A 19817-nucleotide genomic window follows, 5' to 3' on the forward strand; every position below is an offset into this window, starting at 1 on the left:
CACATGCCAGCCGAAAGCAAAGCGAAGGTCATCGAACGAAACCGCGCGCCGCGGGTGCAGATCGCCTACGATGTGGAAACCTACGGTAGTCCGACGACGATCGAACTGCCGTTCGTCATGGGCGTGATGGCCGACCTTTCCGGTGCTTCGCAAACCAAGGAAGCGTCAAAGTCGGTGCTGGACCGCTCCTTTGTCGAGACCGACGCGAACCGCTTCCCCAAGTTCATGGAAGCGCTCGGACCCCGCGTAAAAGCCCGCGTGAAGAATACGCTGCCTCAGGCTGAAGGCGCCGAGCGGGACGAGGAACTGGCGCTCGATCTTACATTTTCCAGAATGGGCGATTTCGCCCCGGACAAGATTGCCGAGCAAGTTCCGCAACTGGCCGAGATCCTCAAGATGCGTCGCCAGCTCGAGGAGCTGCTTGGCTTCATGGATGGCCGCGTCGACGCCGAAAAACGCATCGCGCAGCTTCTGAACAACGAACCGCTTCTTGGCAAGATCGCCAGCCAGGCGCTGGCCGACGACGACAAGGTTGGGGAGTAAATCATGGCCGAACAGCAAAAGACCGCCGCCGTCGCCGAGGCCGAAGCCATCGACCTTGGAGAATTCAGCGGGCTCCTCGAGAAGGATTTCAAGGTCAAGAAGGACGACAGCGAGAAGCTGCAGCAACTCGTGCGCAATCTCGCGCTCGCTGCACAGTCCCGTTCCGATACCACCACCATCTCGTCCAATGCGATCAAGTCGATCAAGTCGCTGATCGCGGGCATCGACAAGATGCTGACGACACAGGTCAACGAGATCCTGCACGCGCCCGAAGTGCGTGAGATGGAAGGCACATGGCGCGGCCTCTGGTATCTCATCAACAACACCGAGACGGATCAGAAGCTGAAGATCCGAGTGATGAACATCTCCAAGGAGCAACTGGCCGACACGCTTGAAGACTATGAAGGCCAGATGTGGGACCAGAGCCCCATCTTCAAGAAAGTCTATACGGACGAGTATTCGATGCTTGGCGGCGAGCCGATCGGCTGTGTGATTGGCGCCTACGAATTCTCGAACCACCCGCGCGACGTCGGCTTGCTGCGCAACATCTCCGGCATCTGTGCTTCGGCGCACACGCCGTTTATCGCAGCCGCCTCGCCGCGCCTGTTCCGCATGGACAGCTGGCAGGAATTGCCGAACCCGCAAGATCTGCAGCAGATCGTCTCCAACCCGGCCTATGCCTCGTGGCAGTCGCTGCGCGAGAGCGAGGACGCTCGCTATATCGGCCTGACCATGCCGCGCGTCCTGGCGCGGCTGCCATACGGCACGGATACCGTTCCGGTGAAGGGCTTCACCTTCGAGGAAGAGGTGCAGGGCGATCACAACAAATATGTCTGGATGAACGCCGCCTTCCCGATGGGCGTCAACATAAACCGCAGCCACAAGCTCTATGGCTGGGGCACGCAGATCCGCGGCGTCGAGAATGGCGGCACGGTCCTCAACCTGCCGGTGCACAGCTTCCCGACCGACGACGGGTCGATAGCGATGAAATGTCCGACGGAGGTTGCCATCGACGACCGACGCGAAGCGGAACTGGCCAAGCTTGGCCTGATGCCGATCCTGCATCGAAAGAATACCGATCTCGCGGCCTTCATCGGCGCACACTCACTGCAGGACGACGAGACGCGGGCTGGGCGGCTGGTCGACCCCGACGCGCAGTCCAATGAGCGGCTGAGCGCCAACCTGCCCTATCTCTTCCCGGTCTCGCGCTTTGCGCACTACCTCAAGGCCATTGCGCGCGACAAGGTCGGCTCGTTCAAAGAGCGCTCCGACATGCAGATCTGGCTGACCGAATGGATCAACCGATACGTGCTGGCCAACCCGGCCTTTGCCGACGACAAGGCGCGCGCCAAGCGCCCGCTTGCCGCGGCGGAGGTTCAGGTGGACAGCGTCGAGGGGCGGCCGGGCTATTACAACGCCCGCTTCTATCTGCGCCCGCATTACCAGCTCGAGGGCATCAATGCCTCGCTCCGGCTGGTCTCGGAACTGCCGTCCGTGAAGACTTGATTTGCAGCAGCACCATCTTGGTTTTTTGAAAGCGGTGGAGAAAGACAATGCCCACAGGTACGAAGATTGATGGCTTTCTGAAAGTTCCGGATATCAAAGGCCCAAGCGCTCGAGACGGCCACGAGGATGAAATCGAAATCCACGGCGTCGATTACAAGATAGTCGCGCCATACGATCCGAATTCGCTGTCGCGCCGCGGCCGCGTTTCCTTGGGCATGATCAAGTTCACCAAGCACTATGACAAGTCCTCGCCCTATCTGAAGAAGGCACTGTTCGAGAACAAGGCGCTGGACGAAGTGGTGTTCTCGGCACGCCGGACCATCGATGGCGAGACCAAGGATTACCTGGTCGTCACCCTCACCGACGCCTCGATCATGGAATACGACATGTCGCAGGCCGAGGACGAGGAAGACCTGATCGAGGAGGAGGTCAGCTTCGCCTACAAGAAGATCAAGTTCGTCTATGACGGCAATGACGAAATCGAAATGGATGTCTATGTCGGCAAGTGAGGGCCGGCGGCCCGACGCGGACAAGCTGCAGGTTACCGCTGGTTCGCGAGCAAAACGCGAAGCGGTCCAGCCCTCTCTCTGGGACCGCCTCGTCAACGACCTGCCGGGCATGACCTCCGAGATCGACGGGCTGCGCCAGGCCTTGCAGGACGAGCTCGGCGCGGACCGGCTGGAGAGCCTGGTTGCGGGCAGCGCGCGGCTCATCGATGCCGATGCGGAGTTGACGGCCGATCAGAAGCGGCGTCTGCACCGCCTGGCCTTTCAGACCCAGCACCGCGCGGAGATGGAAAGCCGCGGCGTGGTCGTGTCGGCCCGCGTGCTCCGGGAGGCCGTGCGGCGCGACATCGAGGCTCTGTTCAACACCGAGCGCTTCGAGGCTGTCCCGCTTCTTTCCGATCTCGAAAGCGAGCAGGCAGCGGACAACCCGCCGTCGCTCGCCGATTTTCCGGAGGTGCGTCGAAGCGTGATCAACTACGGCGTACCCTCGTTCTCGGGCCGTTCCTCCCGCGACTTTGATCGCGAGGCGCTCGCGCGCGAGATCCGCACGGTGCTTGCAACGTTCGAGCCACGCCTCAAGGAAAGTACGACGAAGGTCACGGTGACGCTTGGCGACAAGAGCGTGGGGTTGAAGATCGAGATTGACGCCGTGCTGATCATGACGCCAACGCCGGAACGCATGCGCCTGCGCACCACGATCAATCTCGATAACGGCTTGGCGCGGACCGAATTTAGGGAGGCCTGAGATGGATCGGGTCTTCGTGGAATATTACGAGGAGGAACTGACCCATATCCGCGCATTGGCGGCGGAGTTTGCCGACCTGCATCCGGCGGTGGCGCGCAATCTGTCGCTCGACACGGTGCCGTGTCCGGATCCGTATGTCGAGCGGTTGCTTGACGGCGTCGCTTTCCTCGCGGCGCGCACCCGGCTGAAAGTCGATGCCGAGCGCTCGCGGTTTTCACGCAGCGTGCTGGATGTCCTCTATCCCGATCTGGTGACGCCGGCGCCGGCAACGGCGATGGTGGTGCTGAAACCCGGCCAGCAGGTCCAGACGATGGTTGCCGGCCATGTCGTCAAGCGCAACACCCGGCTGGTCTCCGGCCTGCAGCCCGGCCTTTCGACGCGCTGCACCTTCACCACCGCCCAGGACGTCACGCTGTGGCCGATAGCGGTCACTTCGGTAAGCTATTTTCAAGATCGCAGCGCGCTGGCGGCGGCGGGAATAGCGCCGATCGGCGGTGTGACCGGCGAGGCGGCGCTCCGCATTGTGCTCGCCCGGACCGGAAAAGGCAGGCTCGACGAACTGTCGCTCGACCGGCTTGATCTCTATTTTGCCGGACGCACCAAGGCCCCCCTGCTCTTCGACGGGATTTTCGGCGCTTGCTCGGCCGTTGGCGCACGCGCGGAAGGCAAGACCAATCCCCTATCGCCCTTGCCGGAACCCGAAATGATCGGCATCAGCGACGACGAGTCCCTGATGCCTCGTACCCGTCCGACATTCGAGGGGTACCGCCTGCTGCGCGAATATTTCATGATGCCCGAGCGCTTTCACTATGCGCGGGTTTCCGGGCTGCTGCCCGTCGTGCGCCAATGCACGGCCGGGCTCGAGATCATCTTCATGTTCAGGCGTCCAGTGCCCGAGCTTGCCGACCTGACACCGGCCGATTTCGAACTTTTCGCAACGCCGATCATCAATCTCTTCGAGCGTGAGTGCAACGTCATCGAGCTTGATCCGCGCAGGACGCGCCAGGTGCTGCATGCCGACCGAACGCGGGCGCGCGACTTCGAAATCTATCGGGTCATCCGCGTCGAGGACGCCGACACCGGTGGCAGCGATGCCGAAATTCCAGAACTCTTCAGCCTGGGTCAGAATCGCGGCAGTGGCTGGGTCTACTCCACCGAGCGGCGCCCCCGTCGCGCGACGGAAGACGAACGGCGCGACGGGCTGACCCGCACTTCCTACGCAGGGGACGATGTTTTCCTGGCAATTTCACGCCCGGTGGAAAGCCCGGCGAACCGGTCGCTGAAGCGTGTCGACATCGTGGCGCTTTGTACCAACCGCGATCTGCCGATCCTCGATGACAATCCCACCTTGACGCTGGAGGCCGGCGACCCGGTCGAAACGGTGCGGCTTCTCGGCGCGCTGCGTCCGCCTCGCCCGGCCATTCCCGCCGCGCTGCCGATGGGCGCGGCGGGCGAATCCCGCGCCGATAATCTCGCCTGGCGGCTGGTGGCGCAACTAGCGCTCAACTTTCTCAGCCTTGCCAAGGAAGGTCGCGGCGTCGATCCGCTGCATGCGCTGCTCGATCTGTACGCCGACCGGGGAGATCCGAGCCTCGCCCGCAACGTGCATTCGATCGTGCGCATCGACTCGCGCTCGGTCATCGAACGGCTGCAGATCGACGGGCCGATGTGCTTCGGACGCGGCACGGAAGTAACATTGCATGTCGACCAGTCAGTCCTGGCAGGGCAAAGCACATTGCTGCTTTCGGCCTTGCTGGCACGGCTGTTTGCCCGGCATGCCGGAATAAACGGCTTCGTGCGAACCCGTACGCGGCTGCTGCAGAAGCAGGAGGATGTGCCATGGCCGATGACGCCCGGCAATCGCTACCTGATCTAGACACAGTCGACCCGAACCAGGCCGAGGCGCTGTCGGAGACGTTCGACTTCTTCGAGCTGTTGCGCCGGCTCGAACGGAGGGGCGGGCTGTTCGGCTATTCCGGCTCGCCGGAGCGCGAGCCGGCAAGGCTCGGACAGCATGTGCGTCTCAGCTTTTCGGCCAGGGACGTGGTTGAATTCCGCGACGCGAAAAACAAGGCTCCGGCCAGGGTCACGGTCGCAAATCTCGGCCTGATGGGACCCGAAGGTCCGCTGCCGCTGCATTTGACACGCTGGGTGCTCGATCGTCTGTCGCAGCGCTGGTTCACCGGCGCCGATGCCCAGCAAACCAGCGACACGACATTCGTCGACTTCGTCAACATTCTGCAACACCGGATGATCGCCCTGTATTATCGGGCATGGGCGGATGCGCATCCGGCCGTACAGGTCGAACGCGCGGTCGGCGGGCGCGTCCGCGCCATGCTTGAAGCCATGGCGGGAATAGGACTTCCGGGCACCCAGAACACCGATCTCGATACGGTGAAGCTTCGCCAGGCGGCTTCGCTCGCCAGCCAGGTCGACGGCCCGGAACGGCTGACGCTGTTCCTGGCGGAAGCGTTCAAGGTGCCGGTTCAGATCAAAGAGTTCATCGCCGCCTGGATAACCATCCCAACCGGGCTCCAGACCCGCCTTGCAAAAGCCTATGCAGGGCTCGGCCGGGGGGCCACGATCGGCCCGCGCGTTTTCAACCGCCAAAGCAGGATCGAACTGCGTGTCGGCCCGCTGGGGTATGAAGACTTCAAGGCATTCATGCCTGGCGGCCAGCGGCTCAAACTGTTCAAGCAAGCCGTTCGCGACATGGTCGGGGAATCGCTCGACGTCGATCTGCGCATCGTGCTGGCGCGCGAAGCCGTGCCGCCGCCCCGTCTCGGTGCGGTCCAGCTCGGCCGGACCGCCTGGCTTGCGCGGCCCGCTGAAAGGGGCGATGCTGACGATCTGCGGCTGCGGACAATCGTTGGATGGCGGCCGGAAATGGCGGGGGTCGCGGCATGAGCCTGCTGCTGACGCTGGAGCAAGGGCCACGCACCCAGGCGGTACGCCAGACCCGGCTGGACGAGGGCGAGCTGGTGATCGGCCGCAGCGCTGACGCAGGCTGGCAGATCGACGATCCCGACATGTTCGTTTCGCGGGCTCATTGCAGGATCTCGGGCGGGCGAGATGGATATTTCGTCACCGATACGTCAAGCAGCGGATTGTTCATAAACGACTCTGACAGTCCGCTCGGCGCCGGCAAGTCCACGCGCCTTCAAAGCGGCATGCGGCTAAGGCTGGGCGACTACGTCGTCCATGTCGATCTGCAGACGCCAACCGCCCAAGCACCCACAACCGGCCAGCCGGCCCCGGAACGCCTGCCGCCGGCATCCCGCGCGCCGGTGAGCATCGGCCGCGACGACTTCTTTTCCGCTACGGTCGAAGAAGAGCCGCGACGGCCACGTCCGGCGGATCTGCCGAACCCGTTCGAACAGCCGGTTCCGGGTGCGTTCGAGCGTGCCAGCTCCGGCCAGCGCAGCTCGCCTGCTTTCGATGACCCGTTCAGCCTCGATCCGGTTTCAACGCCTGTGCCGAAAAATGCCGCCCCTTACCGCGAACCGGGCGGCGCGGCGAACCAGGCGGACCCCTTCGGTCTCGACCCCGTGCCGTCTCCCAGCCGGGAAGCCGAACGCGCTCATGGAAAGCCGTCCGATTTCAACGATGATTTTGGTTTCGGATCAGCCGCGGCGCCCGGTTCGGCAAACGGCACCGGCTCGGCCGGACAGCGCGTCGCCCAACGACCACAATCCGCCAATCCCTGGGATTTGCGCGCGCAAGCGGCTGACGTTCCGCCTCCAGTGCGGACAGGTGCTGCTGCCAAACCTGCCCGCCTACCGGCAGCGCCTCAACTGGAGGACATGGCGCTTCGCTCCGCATTCCTGCACGGCATGGGTGTCGAGGAAGCCGATTTCCCCGGGCGCGACAGCGTTGCGGAAATGGAGAAGTTTGGCCGCGAATACCGGCTGATGATGGAAGGCCTGATGCAGCTTCTGCGCAAGCGGGCCGAGGAAAAAGGAAACGCGCGCGTCGCCCAGACCATGGTCGGAGCGTCCGAAGTCAATCCGCTCAAGTTTCTGCCGACGGTCGACGACGCCATCGTCACGCTTCTCGCCGAGCGCAGCCCCGGATTTCTCGCCGGCGAAGCGGCAATCGCGGATGCTGTTCGCGATCTCGCTCAACACCACGTGCGCGCCTGGCGGGGCGTACAGGGCGCCTTGCGGCGGATGATCGACCGTTTTGACCCGGCAGCGATCGAGGAAGAGCTGAAATCGAATTCCGCGATCAGCACCCTGCTTTCGGGCGGGCGCGGCGCCAGGCTGTGGGAGCTTTACCAGAAACGCCATCGTGAAATCGCCGAGAGCGCGGAAAAAAGCTTCCTGGGTGAAATCGGCGCTGATTTTCGGGATGCATATGAGGAGGAGTGAGACATGATCGACCGACGCGAATTCATCGTCGCCCTGGGCGCAACCGGGCTGCTTACGGCTTGCCAGAGCGGCCCACCGAAACCTTCTGTGATCACCATCAATGTGACTGGCGGGGCCGGCATGAACCCGGGACCAGGCGGCGGTGACCGGCCGGTGACGGTCCTGGTGATGCGGCTGCGCAGCACCGGCAAATTCAATTCCGCCGACTATTTTGCCCTGCAGGGGGATGCCGGCTCGGCTCTGGCAGGCGATCTCATCGGATCCGACCAGATCGCCGTCGGGCCAGGAAAATCCGCGTCCAAGACCATCACCGTCGAGCCGGATGCGACGGCGCTGGGCTTGGTTGCACTGATCCGCGAGCCTACCGGCAGGAACTGGCGGACGACCAAGTCGGTGTCATCGGGATCAAAGTTCACAATCAATGTCACGCTTGGCAGCGGCGGCATTTCCGCCTAGCGGCCAGGGCAAGGGGAGCTCAATGCAGAGAGTAGCGGCATGAGCGATGCAAACAGGGTGTTGTGGTCCGAAGGTCTGTTTCTGCGGACCCAGCATTTCCAGCAGCAGGATCGTTTTTTCGAGGCGACGGTGCGCGGCGCGTTGCAGGCCGGGCAACTGCATACGTTCGGCTTTCAGCAGCTGACGCTGGATCAGGCATTGCTGGAGGCCGGCCAGATCTCGATCCTGTCGGCACGGGGCATCTTTCCCGACGGGACACCTTTCTCCATCCCAGACATGATGGACGCGCCGCGACCGCTGCTGGTCACCCCGGACACGGGCGCCGGGCCGGTTTTGGTGGCCTTGCCGCTGGAACCTCCGGGCGGTGTCGGCTTCGATCCGGCGCACGCCGCCGCCTCGGGAGCACGCTATCACGGACGGATCGTTTCGGTGCGTGACGCCGTCCAGGGCGGTTCAGATCCTGAAGAAATCGAGATCGCCCGTCCGCAGGCGCTGCTGCTTGCACCCGGCAAGTCGATCGGTGGCTACACAGCCTTGCCGATAGCCGACCTCAAGGGGGTTCGAGCCGATGGCGGCGTCTCCGTGGACGAGGCCTTCCTGCCGCCGACACTGATCACCGGTGCGGTGGCCTGGTATCGGCAATTGCTTCTGGAGGTTGTCACGGGCCTCGACCAGATCGCCGAGGCGCATGGCAAGATGGTCATGGGTGGGCCTGGGCGTAGCGTCGAAGATCTGCTGATGCTCAATCTCGCCAATGCCGCGCGTCCGCGGCTGGCCCACATGCTGGCGCAGGATGTCTTCCATCCGGCCGAGCTCTATCTGGAACTTGCCGGGCTCGCCGGTTCGATGGCGACCTACGGATCGAGCGCGCGGCGGCTGGGCGAATTGCCCGCCTACGATCACATGGCGCCCGGCCCCGCCTACATGGCGCTGGCGGATGCGCTGCGCTCGCTCATCCTCAGCCTGCGTTACATCGAGCCTAAATCGCGTGCGCTGCCTGTCATGCGGCATTCGACCAATGTCTGGAAAATCCGCATCGACAACCCGAAGCTGCTGGTGGCCAGCCGGATCGTCATCCGGGTCGGTTCGGAGCTGTCGGAGGACGCGCTGCGCAAGATCTTCGTCAATCAGGCGACTGTCGGCTCGGCCGACCAGTTCGAGGGCCTGTGGAAATCGCGTTTGCCCGGCATTCCGCTGAAACCGCTTCATTCCCAGCCGCGCGAGATCCCCTACGATGGCGATCGGCTGTGCCTTGAGCTGGACCAGAAAAGCGAACACTGGGCGTCGCTGCTCGATGCTCCCGGCTTCGTCATCGGCGTTTCGGGTGTGTTGCCGAGCGAGCCGCAGGTGGACTGCTATTCGGTGAACAGGTGAGATCATGAGCCGCGATGATCCGTTCGGACTGTCGGATGATCGCGAACGCACCCGCATACGATTGACCGGCGCGCCGACGCCGCGACCGATGGCGCCGCTCTTGCCGGGCGCGGTGGTAAAGCGCTCTCGCACCCACCCGAACGCGCTTGTCAACGCATTCGCGCCCTTGCTCGAATTCGCTCCCGAGCTTGAAAGCGCGCTGCCGCCGGAGAATCCGGAAACGTTGCGCACCCGATTGCTCGAAGAACTGGTTCGGGCACGCGACTTGGCAATGTCGACGGGGTCCCCGATGGAGAGGGCCGACCAGGCAGCCTGGGCGGTGGCTGCATTGCTCGACGATCTGGCGCTCAACACGCCATGGGGCGGGGCCAGCGCATGGCCGCGGCAGCCGCTGGTGGTCATGCTGCGCGGCGATGTCGATGCCGGCACGCAGTTCTTCACGCGTCTCGACGAACTGGAACGCCATCCCAACCGCGATCGCGAATTGCTGGAACTGCAGTATGATTGCATGGCGCTCGGCTTCCGCGGCAAATATCGCGTGCCGGGCCGGTCAGGCGACCGATCGCTCAACGCCGTACGCGTGGCGGCGGCACGCTTCCTGCGCGATGCCGACGCCGAAGGCGCGCCGCTGTCGCCAAACTGGAAGGGCGTGATCGCGTCCGACGAACCACAGCGCTTCATCGTTCCGATCTGGGTCATGGCGCTCGGTGCGGCGGTTGTTGCCACGGCAATCCATATCGGGCTCTCGATGGGGCTGAGCAGCCAGGCGGTCGAGCTTTCCGCCCTTGTGCGCGCCTTGCCGCCGCCTGCACGCGGCGACATCAGCCGTACGTCGCCCAAGGTCGAGGCCCCGCCGCCGGAGAAAGTGGATTTTGCGCTGTTGCCGGAATTTCAGGCCGGAGCGCCGGCCGGCCTCAGCTCCGCGCTCAGCGGCACCGAGAGCGTATCGCTGGCCAAGCTGATCATCCAGGCCTCCGACCCCGAACTGTTCCAGTCGTCGCGGCCACAACTGACCGAAGGCTTCGAGCCCCTGATCGGTTCGATCGCCAAGGTGATCCTCGCCAATCAGGAGCTGATCGGGAACATCACGGTGATCGGTCATACGGACGGCGTTCCTCTGCAGAAGACCAATCCGCTGTCGACCAACCAGCGACTGTCCGAGGCTCGCGCCCAGACGATTGCCGACATGCTGGTCCAGAACGGAGTGCCACGGGACCGCGTCCATTCCGAGGGCCGCGCCGCCACCGATCCAGTGGCCAGCGACAGCACGCGCCAGGGGCGAGCCTTGAACCGCCGCGTCGAGGTGCTTGTCGAAAAGAGGCTGTGAGATGTTCATCCTGCGCTTCCTCTGGGCGGTTCTGACATCGCGCTGGCTGTGGACGCTGATCGGCATCACGCTGCTTTCCCTGGTCATCTGGGTGTTCGGTCCGATCGTCAGGGTCGGTCCCTATGAACCGTTCGCCTCCGAAAATGTGCGCATCGTCATCATCGCGCTGCTGGTCATCTTCTGGCTGATCTGGCTGATCGTCGCCCAGCGCCGGGCAATCCGCGCCAACCGCATGTTCGTCGCGGAAATTGCCGCGCCCGCGGTGGAAAAGCAGCTGAGCCCCGGCGAAGAGAACGTCGCGGCTGTGGGCGCCAAGTTCGCCGAGGTGATGGCCGAACTGAAGCGCCGCAAGCTCGGCGGACGCAAGTTTCTGCGCGAGATGCCCTGGTATGTGATCGTCGGCCCGCCGGCCACCGGCAAGACCACGGCCCTGCGCCAGTCCGGATTGAATTTTCCGATCGACCTCACCGACGACCTGCAAGGGGTGGGCGGCACGCGCAACTGCGACTGGTTCTTTTCCGAAAACGCGGTTCTGATCGATACCGCCGGCCGCTATGTCCAGCAGGAGAGCCAGCCCGATGTCGACGCGGCGGAATGGCTGGGCTTCCTCGACCTTTTGAAGAAGCATCGCGGCCGCCGCGCGCTCAACGGCGTGATCGTTGCGCTTTCGATCGATGTGCTTTCGGAGGGCGACGAAGCGATCAAGACGCACGGCCGCAAGATCCGCCGCCGGTTGGCCGAGCTCAACGACCGGCTCGAAATACGCCTTCCGGTCTATCTGATGCTGACCAAGGCCGATCTGATCAAGGGCTTCGAGGCCTTCTTCGGCGGTCTGTCCACCGCCTCGCGCGAGCAGGTATGGGGAACGACCTTCGCGCTGGATGCGCGCGTGGACGCCAAGACCATCGAACGCGAAATTTCGACGCTGGCGACGGAACTCGAGCGGCGGCTGGTGCCGCGCCTGGAGGATGAGGAAAAACTCGCCGCCCGTGCAGAGATCTTCCGGTTTCCTGCCCAACTCGCAAGCCTGTCCGAACCGATCCAGGTGCTGGTCGAGGCGATGTTCGGCGAAAGCCGGTATGAGGAGGCTGCGTGGCTGCGCGGCCTCTATCTGACATCGGCGACCCAGGAAGGCGCACCCATCGACCGGCTGACCGCGGCGCTGTCATCGTCCTTCGGTCTTCCGCCACGGCGGGCCCTGCCCGCACCAAGGGTCGAGAAACGCAGCTTCTTCCTGAAGAACCTGCTCACCGAAGTCATCTTCAAGGAAGCAGGCCTCGGTACGTTCGACCCGCTGGCGCAACGCCGCCGGGCCTGGATCTGGCGCGGGGCGGCAGCGGCCTGTGCCGCGGCGGGCTTGTTGGCCGGCGGGCTGTTCACCTGGTCCTATTTTGACAACCGCAACGCGATCACGGCCCAGGCAGGCCAATTCGAGGCGCTGCAGACACCGCTGACCTCCGTTGCCGCAAATTCGGCGTCGGTGCAGCAGCCCGCCATCGACGGCGCGCTCGAGGCGATGGACGCGGTCGCAAGCGCCCGGACAGTCCCGCCGGGGGCGCCCCAGGATCTGCTGGGTCCATCGGCCTCGGCGGAACTGGTGCGGGCCCAGACCGACACGTACGATCACGCCCTGCGCAACGTGCTTGAGCCCCACATGGTGGCCCTTCTCGAGGCCACCATGTGGCGGCAGATCCGCGATCCGGATTTCATGCTTGGCGCTCTCAAGACCTATCGCATGATGACAGGTCTGTCGCAGATGGACCCTGACTTCGCCCAGAACTGGTGGGTGAACAGCCTGCCCGAATTCGCAGCCGCGGCGCCATTTCCGACCGCCGATGCCGAAGAGCATCAGCTTGCCGCCATCCGCCGGATGACGGTCGACGAAAGCTATATCGAGCCCGACCAGGCCCTGGTTGCCGAAGCGCTGAAAACGGTGTGCACGATTTCGCTGCCGGCGCGCGCCTACAAGCAGTTGCTGGCCGATCCGGAGGTGGCCGGTCTCAAGGACTGGATCCCGGCCAATTTTGCCGGCCCCAACGGAGGCAAGGTGTTTGCGCGGCGTTCCGACAAGACACTTCGGGTGGGCATTTCCGGAGCATTCACCTATTCCGGCTTCCACGACGCCATTCTCGACCGCATCGACGATGTCGCCGCACAGGCTGCGCTCGATCGTGCGGTTTTCGCCGGCGGCTGCTCGGAAAATTCCGAAACCTCGGTCTCGGCGCTGTCCGAGGATATTCTGAAGCTCTACTATGACGACTACATCGCGCAATGGGACGGCTTCCTGCGCGACATACGGCTCGCGCCACTGACCGATCTCAATGTCGCCAGCGAAAATCTGAAGGATCTCTCGAGTGCCGATTCAGCCCTGAAGCGGCTGCTGACGGCGGTCGTTCAGGAGACCGAACTGACGCGTTCCGATGAGGCGCCCGCCGACGACAAGGCGGCGGCCAAGGGCGCCTCCAAACTGCTTGGCAAGCTTGGCAAGCTCGGCAAGCTGGCGACGAGCGGTGCCAAACTGCTGCCCCGCGCCGGATCAGCCAGCGAGGTGGACCTGACTGGCAATCTGGTGGCCGAACATTTCAAACCGCTCAAGAGCACCATTGCCGAGGTCGATGGCCAGCCGCCGGCACTCGATGCCGCCGTTGTCGCGCTGACCGCGCTTTCGAACGTTCTGCAGACGGTCACCGCGAACCCCAATCCGCAGGATGCCATCAAGAAGCAGGGCGGCCTTGCCGAACTGACGGGTGCGGTCGCCAGGCAGGCACAGATCCTGCCCGACCCTATCAACAACTGGTTGGGCGGGATTGCCGGCGACACCAGCAATTTGACCCAGAAAGCGGTCACTTCGGAGCTCAACGCCATTTGGCGAGCCGACATACTGCCTTTCTGCCAGGCAGCGCTGAACGAGCGCTATCCATTCAGTCCCGACAGCGCGGTGGACGTCAATGTGCGTGATTTCGCCAGGCTGTTCGGACCGGCCGGGCTGATCGACGGTTTCATCAATGACCACCTGATCAACTATGTCGACACGACCAGCCAGCCATGGAAATGGCGCGCCGATTTCGGCCTCGATCCTTCGGCGCTGGCGGCGTTCGAGCAGGCCAGGCATATCCGCGACGATCTCTTTCCCGGTGGTACCGGACCGGTGATGAGCTTCACGCTCGAACCGAAGGACCTGTCTCCGAACGTCACGCGCGTGACGCTCAATCTCGATGGCCAGACCCTCGTCTACTTCAACAACGCGACGCGTCCGCAACCGATGACCTGGCCCGGCAAGGACGGCACCGGAGTGATCTCCCTCGCCTTCCAGCCCATCGACGGCTCACCTGAAATCATGCTCAACGAGACCGGCAGCTGGGCGTGGCTGAGGATGCTGCGCAGCGGCCGATTCACCGGGACCTCGCTGTCCGATGTCTACAGCCTGCGCCTGGGGACGAAAGGCATGTACGCCGATTTCGAGCTCAAGGCCGCCAGCGTCGAAAATCCCTACAACCTGCAGATGTTCAAGAAATTCTCATGTCCGCCGCAGATATGAACCTGCCCGGCTTTTACGGAAAAATGCCCGCCACCGGCGATTTCGTGACGCGGCGACTGACGGGCGACTTTGTTCGCGGCTGGGACCGCTGGCTGGCGCAGCATCTCGTCCCGCTGTTCGGCTCGGAATTCTGGCCAGGCACAACCGCGCTGCGCTTCCTGGCTGGCCCGGCTTGCTTCGGTGCATCGGCGGGCATCATTGTGCAAAGCGCCGACAGAGTTGGCAGGCAATTCCCTTTGACCGTCGTCGCGCGGCTTGCTGAAGCCCCGGTTCGGCTGGCCGATGCCGAGGCGTGGTTTGCCGGGATCGAAGGCGCGGCCCTCGCCGCCCAGCACGGCGAACTGACGCCCGACGAATTCGATGCCGCGCTGGCCGAACTGCCGGTGCCGACTGTCGAGCCGGACGACGAGATCATCAGCGGCATGGTGATGTGGACGGCCCGTTCGGATATTTTCGACGTCGATCCGCAATCGCCACAGACGACGCTGGAACAGATTTTCGCCGGCAGTTGGGAGACCGGCTGATGCTGATCTGGAACCAGATGGGCTATCCGCACCAATTCACCATGGGCATGGACAAGGCCGGCCATGAGTGGATTGTCGTGGTCGTCAAAGGCACGTTTGACTTCCCCGCCAAGCCGGGCGGACTGGTGCAAAAATCGGCGGAACAGATGCCGCTTGTGATGGCCGACACACAAACCGGCGTGCCTGGCTACTCGGCCACGCTGTGGGAGACGGACTTCGCCTTCCGCAAGCCACGCTGCGACGTGATCGCCAATGGCTGCGCCTACGCACCGGGCGGGCGTCCGGCGGAGCGCGTGCCGGTTGGCATCAAGGTTGGCAATTGGTCAAAACTGTTCGAGGTTGTCGGCCACCGAGAATGGCGCTCCATCGGTCCGGTTTTTACCGCAACGTCACCGCAACCCTTCCTGAAAATGCCCATTTCCTATGACGTCGCCTGGGGTGGTGTCGACAGGCTGGATCCGGAGGACAAGCTCCCCGCCAGCTATAAATACAACCCGGTCGGAACTGGCTGGTCGCGTGCCAGGAACCAGCGCCTTGTTCCAGGCCTGCGGCTGCCGAACACCCAGGCAGTTGGCGAGGAAGTGCGCTCACCCTTCGGCGACTACAAGCCGATGAGCTTTGGTCCGATGGGCCGTGGCTGGCCGGGCCGGATCGAACATGGCGGCACTTACGACCAGAACTGGATAGACAATGTCTTCCCTTTCCTGCCGCAGGATTTCGACGAGCGCTATTTTCAGATGGCGCCGCCGGACCAGCAGATCGACACTCCGCGCGGCGGCGAAGAGGTGCAACTGGTCAACCTTACGCCCGAGGGCCGGGTAGGTTTCAGGTTGCCGGACACCGCGTTGCCGATGACCTTGTTCAAGGGTCGCGCGAAGGCTTTCGAGGGGCGTATCCACCCAGACACCATCCTGCTCGACCCGGAACACAAAAGGTTCTCATTGGTGTGGCGCGTGTCGCAGCGGATTCATCGAACGATCCTGGATTTCTCCGAATGTTGGGTTGGCCCGCCGACGAGGGGAATGCTACGCGCCAAAGCAACTGGCAAGCGCTACATCCGCACCTTCGACCTACCGGCACGGGACGATCATGGGGAGGCCGAAGCCGCATGAGCGCCAGCCTCGATATTGTCTCGGTCGGAATGGTGACGGCTGTCGGACTGGACGCGCCGTCCAGTTGCGCCGCGATGCGGGCAAGGTTGGACGGATTTCAGGAAACCAGATTTGTCGATGCAAGCGGAGAGTGGCTGGTCGGAGCGCCGGTGCTTCTGCCGCGCAACTGGGTCGGCGAGAACCGCATTGCACATCTGGCGGCAGGGGCCATCTGTGAGGCTTTCGAGGCGGTGCCCGAGGCGCGTGGCGGGACAGCCCTGATCCTGTGTCTTCCCGAAGCGGACCGTCCCGGTTGCCCCTACTGGGATCCCTCCGCGTTGGTGCGCCGAATCGCTGAAATCGGCGAGTTCGAAGCCAACCCGCGGCCGTCTATCATCGCGCACGGCCGCCCCTCCGGCCATGTCGCGCTTGACCGGGCAAGACGGTTGATCGCCGCCGGCGAAGCGCCCTATGTCATGATCGCCGGCGTCGACAGCTATTTGACATCATTGTCGATCGACCATTATCTCAGCCACAATCGGTTGCTCATTTCCAACAATCCGAATGGTTTCATCCCCGGGGAGGCGGCAGCCGCCGTGCTGTGCACGCGCGCCCAGGGTCGCGGCTTGGGCCTGTATGGTCTGGGCCTGTCGCGCGAACCGGCCCCGATCTACGATGGCAATGAGCTGCCGTTTCGCGCGGACGGCATGACGAGCGCGTATCGCACGGCACTCAACGAGGCCGGCATTGAATTGAACCGCCTCGGATACCGGATTTCGGATTTGATAGGCGAGCAGTATTGGTTCAAGCAAACGGCACTGGCCAGCATCCGGCTGCTGCGAGAGCGGCACGAGTTCCAGGATTTGTGGTCGCCTGCGGAATCTGTTGGAAATATTGGCGCGGCCGTGGGGCCGCTGATGCTTGGCATGGCATGGATGGCCGCCAAGAAAGGTTATGAGGCTGGAAACCCGGTTCTTGTGGAAGCATCCAGCGATGCCGGCGCCTGTGGCGCGGCATTGCTGGGGGCGAGGCCTTCCTGATGACGGTGTTCGCGAACGGACTCGAGATTGCTTGCAAGGCGCAGGCGAACCAAGTGATCGCGGCGTTTCCCTATGTCTGCATGACTCCGCCTCAGACGCCGGCTACGCCCCCCGGCGTACCTGTCCCCTATCCGACATTCGGCATGGACGGAGATACCGACAACGGCACCGGTACGGTCAAGATCGGCGGCCAGACCGTGACGCAGAAGAACAAATCCTACTACACCCAATGTACCGGCAACGAAGCCGGCTGTGCGCCGAAGAAGAATCTCATCACATCGGTAAACAAGGGCAAGGAGTATGCCCATGCTTGGTCTGGCAACGTCAAGATGGACGCCGAGCCGATCAGTCGGTTCTCAGACCTTTCAAGCAATGACCATGCATCTCCGACGGCAGGTGGTGCGCCTAGCGTAAAGATCGGAAAGCCAGGTGCGCCGGGTGCGCCAAACCAGATGAAATGCATCGTCGGCGAGTATGCCGAGAAGCAGGCCGAATGTGCCGCCCAGAACCCACCAGGGCAGTTCCACCATGTCATTCCCGATCGCTGCTTCCGCTCCGGACGTGTGAAAGTCCGTGGACAGAAGACGCCGCGCAACATCCGAATGGACCAGGACAGTGGTTTCCCATCGCACGGAGAGGGTATCTGTATCTGTCTTCCACCGCAGAACCATTGCGGGACGAAGGCTGGCAAAGCGGCGGGCGAATTTGCGGTTCACGCTGACTTGGACGACAAGCTCACCAAGCTTGGAACCAGCCGCAACAGAGGGTCCAGAAATCGCGGGCTCGCCAAACTCAAGAAAGTTCGACGGCAATCTTTTGCGTCCCTGGCAAAGCTTGTGAAGAAGGGCGTGCTGGATGAGGACTGCTACAAATTGGCGGTCGAGGAAGTGAAGAAAGCAACGAAAGACATCGAGAACGCCGACATCAGAGCGGAAAAGAGCCTGTCGAATGTAAGCAGCAGTGCTGCCGGAAGGATGAACAATCAATGACCGACAAAGCTCCCCTTGTTGGCGGTGTCCTGCATGACAGCGGCACGTTCTATCTCCTGGTTGAAACAGACGATGCCGATGACGACGAATCCGTGGTTGCCGTCGGACGCGCAGAGGGCGACCGGATCGTGCTGAATGAGCTCACGGGCCTTGAGGAGATCGCGTCCATGATCTGCCTGTCCGCCGACTGGGCAGCACTGGGTCAAGCTGCATGCCTTACCGCGGAAGGACTCGTCTATTTCCTGACGCCATCCGGCGCCCAGCCCGAGATTGTTCCGGGGTCCGGATATTCGCGAGACGACTCCCGCGGTCTCGGCCGTATGACCACTCTGGGGGAGGCGAGCGGATGGCTTTTTGCAATGGGATTCGGCGGCCAGGTCTACCGTCGGCGCGTCGATTCGGGATGGGAGGACATTGGCGTGCGTCCGTTGTCCGGCATGCCGCCTAGCCCACCCTCACTCCTCACGGTGGCTCCTGGCCCTGCCCCAGAAAGCTTTGTCTTCGGAGGTTTGAATGTTTCCGAATACGAAGACACCGACGAGATCGAAGCTGCTGACGAAGAAGACGATTCTGACCGCTTGGCCGAGCTCATTTTGGCTGCGGTCGGCGACGACACCCTGACCATTCGCATGTTCAACGGAACATGGACAGAGAACGAGTTTGACGTCGAAGGCATAGCGGCGCCCATTCTTGTCGAGGGTGCATCAAGCTGGCTGATCTTCGTCTCCACCGGCACCATCTGGCGCACGAGCGAGTTTCGGTCGTTCGAGGAGGTCTTTGCGACGGAGCAACCTCAGGACGGATGGGGTGACGTCAAACAGTGGAACGGGCGTCCGCTGGTGCTGAACGATGACTCTCTTTTCGTCTTGCAAGGCAACACGCTCGTCGATTTTCCCGATCCGCTTCCGACGCAGGATACGTCTTGCCTCAGTGTCTCGCCTTCGGCGGCGGGGCTGGCCGCCGTGCACAGGAACGTCGTTCAACTCTATGACGGCACCTCATGGAGCCTTCTGACGCCTGTCCTTGGCTAGGACTGTTGCGGCAGGGTAGCGGCCAGGTATGCTCGAACCCGTTGCAGATCGAGGGTCACGACCTTGAGCGGCTGGCTTGAACTCAGCATCCTCAGCACGAAAAGTTCCCCCGCCTCGGGAAACTCGGCGTAGAGCGCTTGTGCGATCTCGCGCCCTGCTTCTTCCGCAGTGCGAAGCCCATCAAGGTGGGCCTCCAGACGCTCGACCAGCCGCGACAGGCGCTCCTCGTCCATGTCCGGGTTATCGTCCGGGTGAAGTAGGTGATGATCGTAAATATTCCAAAGGTGCGCCGCCATTTCCGCGTGCTGGCGTACGATGTTCTTGAGAACAGGAGCCTTCATCATCAGTTCAAATTCACCGAACCGCCTCTGATGCGATTGGCCGCGCTTGCATGGCTAACGAGATAGGTTCCGCGAATGGTCAGGCGGCCGTCCTTTTCCATAATGATCACCGACTTGCCACAACGCAGTTCCAGCCGCTCGCTCGCTGTAATCTTCACGGTCTCGCCGTCGCGGACGACATTGGTTTCCGCTTGTTTCTTCGCCGGCTCCACAATTCTGCCGACAATCAGCGGTCTGCGTGGGTCGCCGTTCTCGAACAGCAGCGCGACTTCCGAGCCAATCATGTCGAAATGCAGTTCTGCCAAGCTGCGCGCGGGCAATGCCGCCTCTTCCGGATTGCCGTGAAATACAACCAGCGGTCCGCTTTCTCCAAAGCCAAGGAAAACGCCAATAACCACGCCGTCGATCCGTTCTATAACAGTGCTCATGCCTAGCC

The 19817-nt window shown here is 62.9% G+C and carries 18 protein-coding genes; 16 read left to right on the forward strand and 2 right to left on the reverse strand.

The genetic code is table 11. From position 1 onward, the window contains the following. Positions 1 to 3 precede the first annotated feature (3 nt). Genes tssB through HB777_21105 form a run of 16 tightly spaced genes read left to right on the forward strand, consistent with a single transcriptional unit; the run spans position 4 to position 19040 of the window. The gene (gene tssB, locus HB777_21030; protein ID QND66151.1) at positions 4 to 543 is read left to right on the forward strand and encodes a type VI secretion system contractile sheath small subunit; all 540 of its coding nucleotides are present in this window, start codon (positions 4 to 6) and stop codon (positions 541 to 543) included. A gap of 3 nt (positions 544 to 546) precedes the next feature. Further along, positions 547 to 2049: a type VI secretion system contractile sheath large subunit gene (gene tssC / locus HB777_21035; GenBank protein ID QND66152.1), complete on the forward strand. Its 1503-nt coding sequence runs from the start codon at positions 547 to 549 to the stop codon at positions 2047 to 2049. Positions 2050 to 2096: 47 nt separating this feature from the next. Next, positions 2097 to 2558 carry a type VI secretion system tube protein Hcp gene (gene hcp / locus HB777_21040; GenBank protein QND66153.1) on the forward strand — a complete coding sequence of 154 codons (462 nt, stop codon included), beginning with the start codon at positions 2097 to 2099 and terminating at the stop codon, positions 2556 to 2558. Beyond that, on the forward strand, positions 2545 to 3300 hold the full coding sequence (gene tssE / locus HB777_21045) for a type VI secretion system baseplate subunit TssE (GenBank protein ID QND68849.1): 756 nt from the start codon (positions 2545 to 2547) through the stop codon (positions 3298 to 3300). Before hcp ends, tssE begins: the two co-directional genes overlap by 14 nt. 1 nt (position 3301) lies before the next feature. After that, entirely contained in the window at positions 3302 to 5176 is a 1875-nt protein-coding gene (gene tssF, locus HB777_21050; GenBank protein QND66154.1) for a type VI secretion system baseplate subunit TssF, read from the forward strand. After that, positions 5140 to 6207 carry a type VI secretion system baseplate subunit TssG gene (tssG, locus tag HB777_21055; protein QND66155.1) on the forward strand — a complete coding sequence of 356 codons (1068 nt, stop codon included), beginning with the start codon at positions 5140 to 5142 and terminating at the stop codon, positions 6205 to 6207. Before tssF ends, tssG begins: the two co-directional genes overlap by 37 nt. After that, the gene (gene tagH, locus HB777_21060; protein QND66156.1) at positions 6204 to 7670 is read left to right on the forward strand and encodes a type VI secretion system-associated FHA domain protein TagH; all 1467 of its coding nucleotides are present in this window, start codon (positions 6204 to 6206) and stop codon (positions 7668 to 7670) included. The genes tssG and tagH overlap by 4 nt, the downstream gene beginning before the upstream one ends. Before the next feature lie 3 nt (positions 7671 to 7673). Continuing rightward, positions 7674 to 8126: a type VI secretion system lipoprotein TssJ gene (gene tssJ / locus HB777_21065; GenBank protein QND66157.1), complete on the forward strand. Its 453-nt coding sequence runs from the start codon at positions 7674 to 7676 to the stop codon at positions 8124 to 8126. 39 nt (positions 8127 to 8165) lie between these two features. Further along, positions 8166 to 9500, forward strand: coding sequence for a type VI secretion system baseplate subunit TssK (gene tssK / locus HB777_21070; GenBank protein QND66158.1), 1335 nt, complete (start codon positions 8166 to 8168; stop codon positions 9498 to 9500). Between the two features lie 4 nt (positions 9501 to 9504). After that, on the forward strand, positions 9505 to 10827 hold the full coding sequence (locus tag HB777_21075) for an OmpA family protein (GenBank protein QND66159.1): 1323 nt from the start codon (positions 9505 to 9507) through the stop codon (positions 10825 to 10827). Position 10828: 1 nt separating this feature from the next. Continuing rightward, positions 10829 to 14365 carry a type VI secretion system membrane subunit TssM gene (gene tssM / locus HB777_21080; GenBank protein ID QND66160.1) on the forward strand — a complete coding sequence of 1179 codons (3537 nt, stop codon included), beginning with the start codon at positions 10829 to 10831 and terminating at the stop codon, positions 14363 to 14365. Further along, positions 14362 to 14889: a type VI secretion system-associated protein TagF gene (gene tagF, locus HB777_21085; protein QND68850.1), complete on the forward strand. Its 528-nt coding sequence runs from the start codon at positions 14362 to 14364 to the stop codon at positions 14887 to 14889. The genes tssM and tagF overlap by 4 nt, the downstream gene beginning before the upstream one ends. Beyond that, on the forward strand, positions 14889 to 16001 hold the full coding sequence (locus HB777_21090; protein QND66161.1) for a DUF2169 domain-containing protein: 1113 nt from the start codon (positions 14889 to 14891) through the stop codon (positions 15999 to 16001). The genes tagF and HB777_21090 overlap by 1 nt, the downstream gene beginning before the upstream one ends. After that, entirely contained in the window at positions 15998 to 17020 is a 1023-nt protein-coding gene (locus tag HB777_21095) for a 3-oxoacyl-ACP synthase (protein ID QND66162.1), read from the forward strand. Before HB777_21090 ends, HB777_21095 begins: the two co-directional genes overlap by 4 nt. Continuing rightward, positions 17020 to 18009: a DUF4150 domain-containing protein gene (locus HB777_21100; GenBank protein ID QND66163.1), complete on the forward strand. Its 990-nt coding sequence runs from the start codon at positions 17020 to 17022 to the stop codon at positions 18007 to 18009. Before HB777_21095 ends, HB777_21100 begins: the two co-directional genes overlap by 1 nt. Next, the gene (locus HB777_21105) at positions 18006 to 19040 is read left to right on the forward strand and encodes a hypothetical protein (GenBank protein QND66164.1); all 1035 of its coding nucleotides are present in this window, start codon (positions 18006 to 18008) and stop codon (positions 19038 to 19040) included. The genes HB777_21100 and HB777_21105 overlap by 4 nt, the downstream gene beginning before the upstream one ends. On the opposite strand, the gene HB777_21110 is transcribed toward HB777_21105, so the two are convergent. Continuing rightward, a complete protein-coding gene (locus tag HB777_21110; GenBank protein ID QND66165.1) occupies positions 19037 to 19384 on the reverse strand; it encodes a hypothetical protein in 348 nt (115 codons plus the stop codon). The genes HB777_21105 and HB777_21110 overlap by 4 nt on opposite strands. After that, positions 19384 to 19809 carry a hypothetical protein gene (locus tag HB777_21115; GenBank protein QND66166.1) on the reverse strand — a complete coding sequence of 142 codons (426 nt, stop codon included), beginning with the start codon at positions 19807 to 19809 and terminating at the stop codon, positions 19384 to 19386. The genes HB777_21110 and HB777_21115 overlap by 1 nt, the downstream gene beginning before the upstream one ends. Between the last annotated feature and the right edge of the window lie 8 nt (positions 19810 to 19817).

The organism is Mesorhizobium loti, assembly GCA_014189435.1.
GTDB lineage: Bacteria > Pseudomonadota > Alphaproteobacteria > Rhizobiales > Rhizobiaceae > Mesorhizobium > Mesorhizobium loti_G.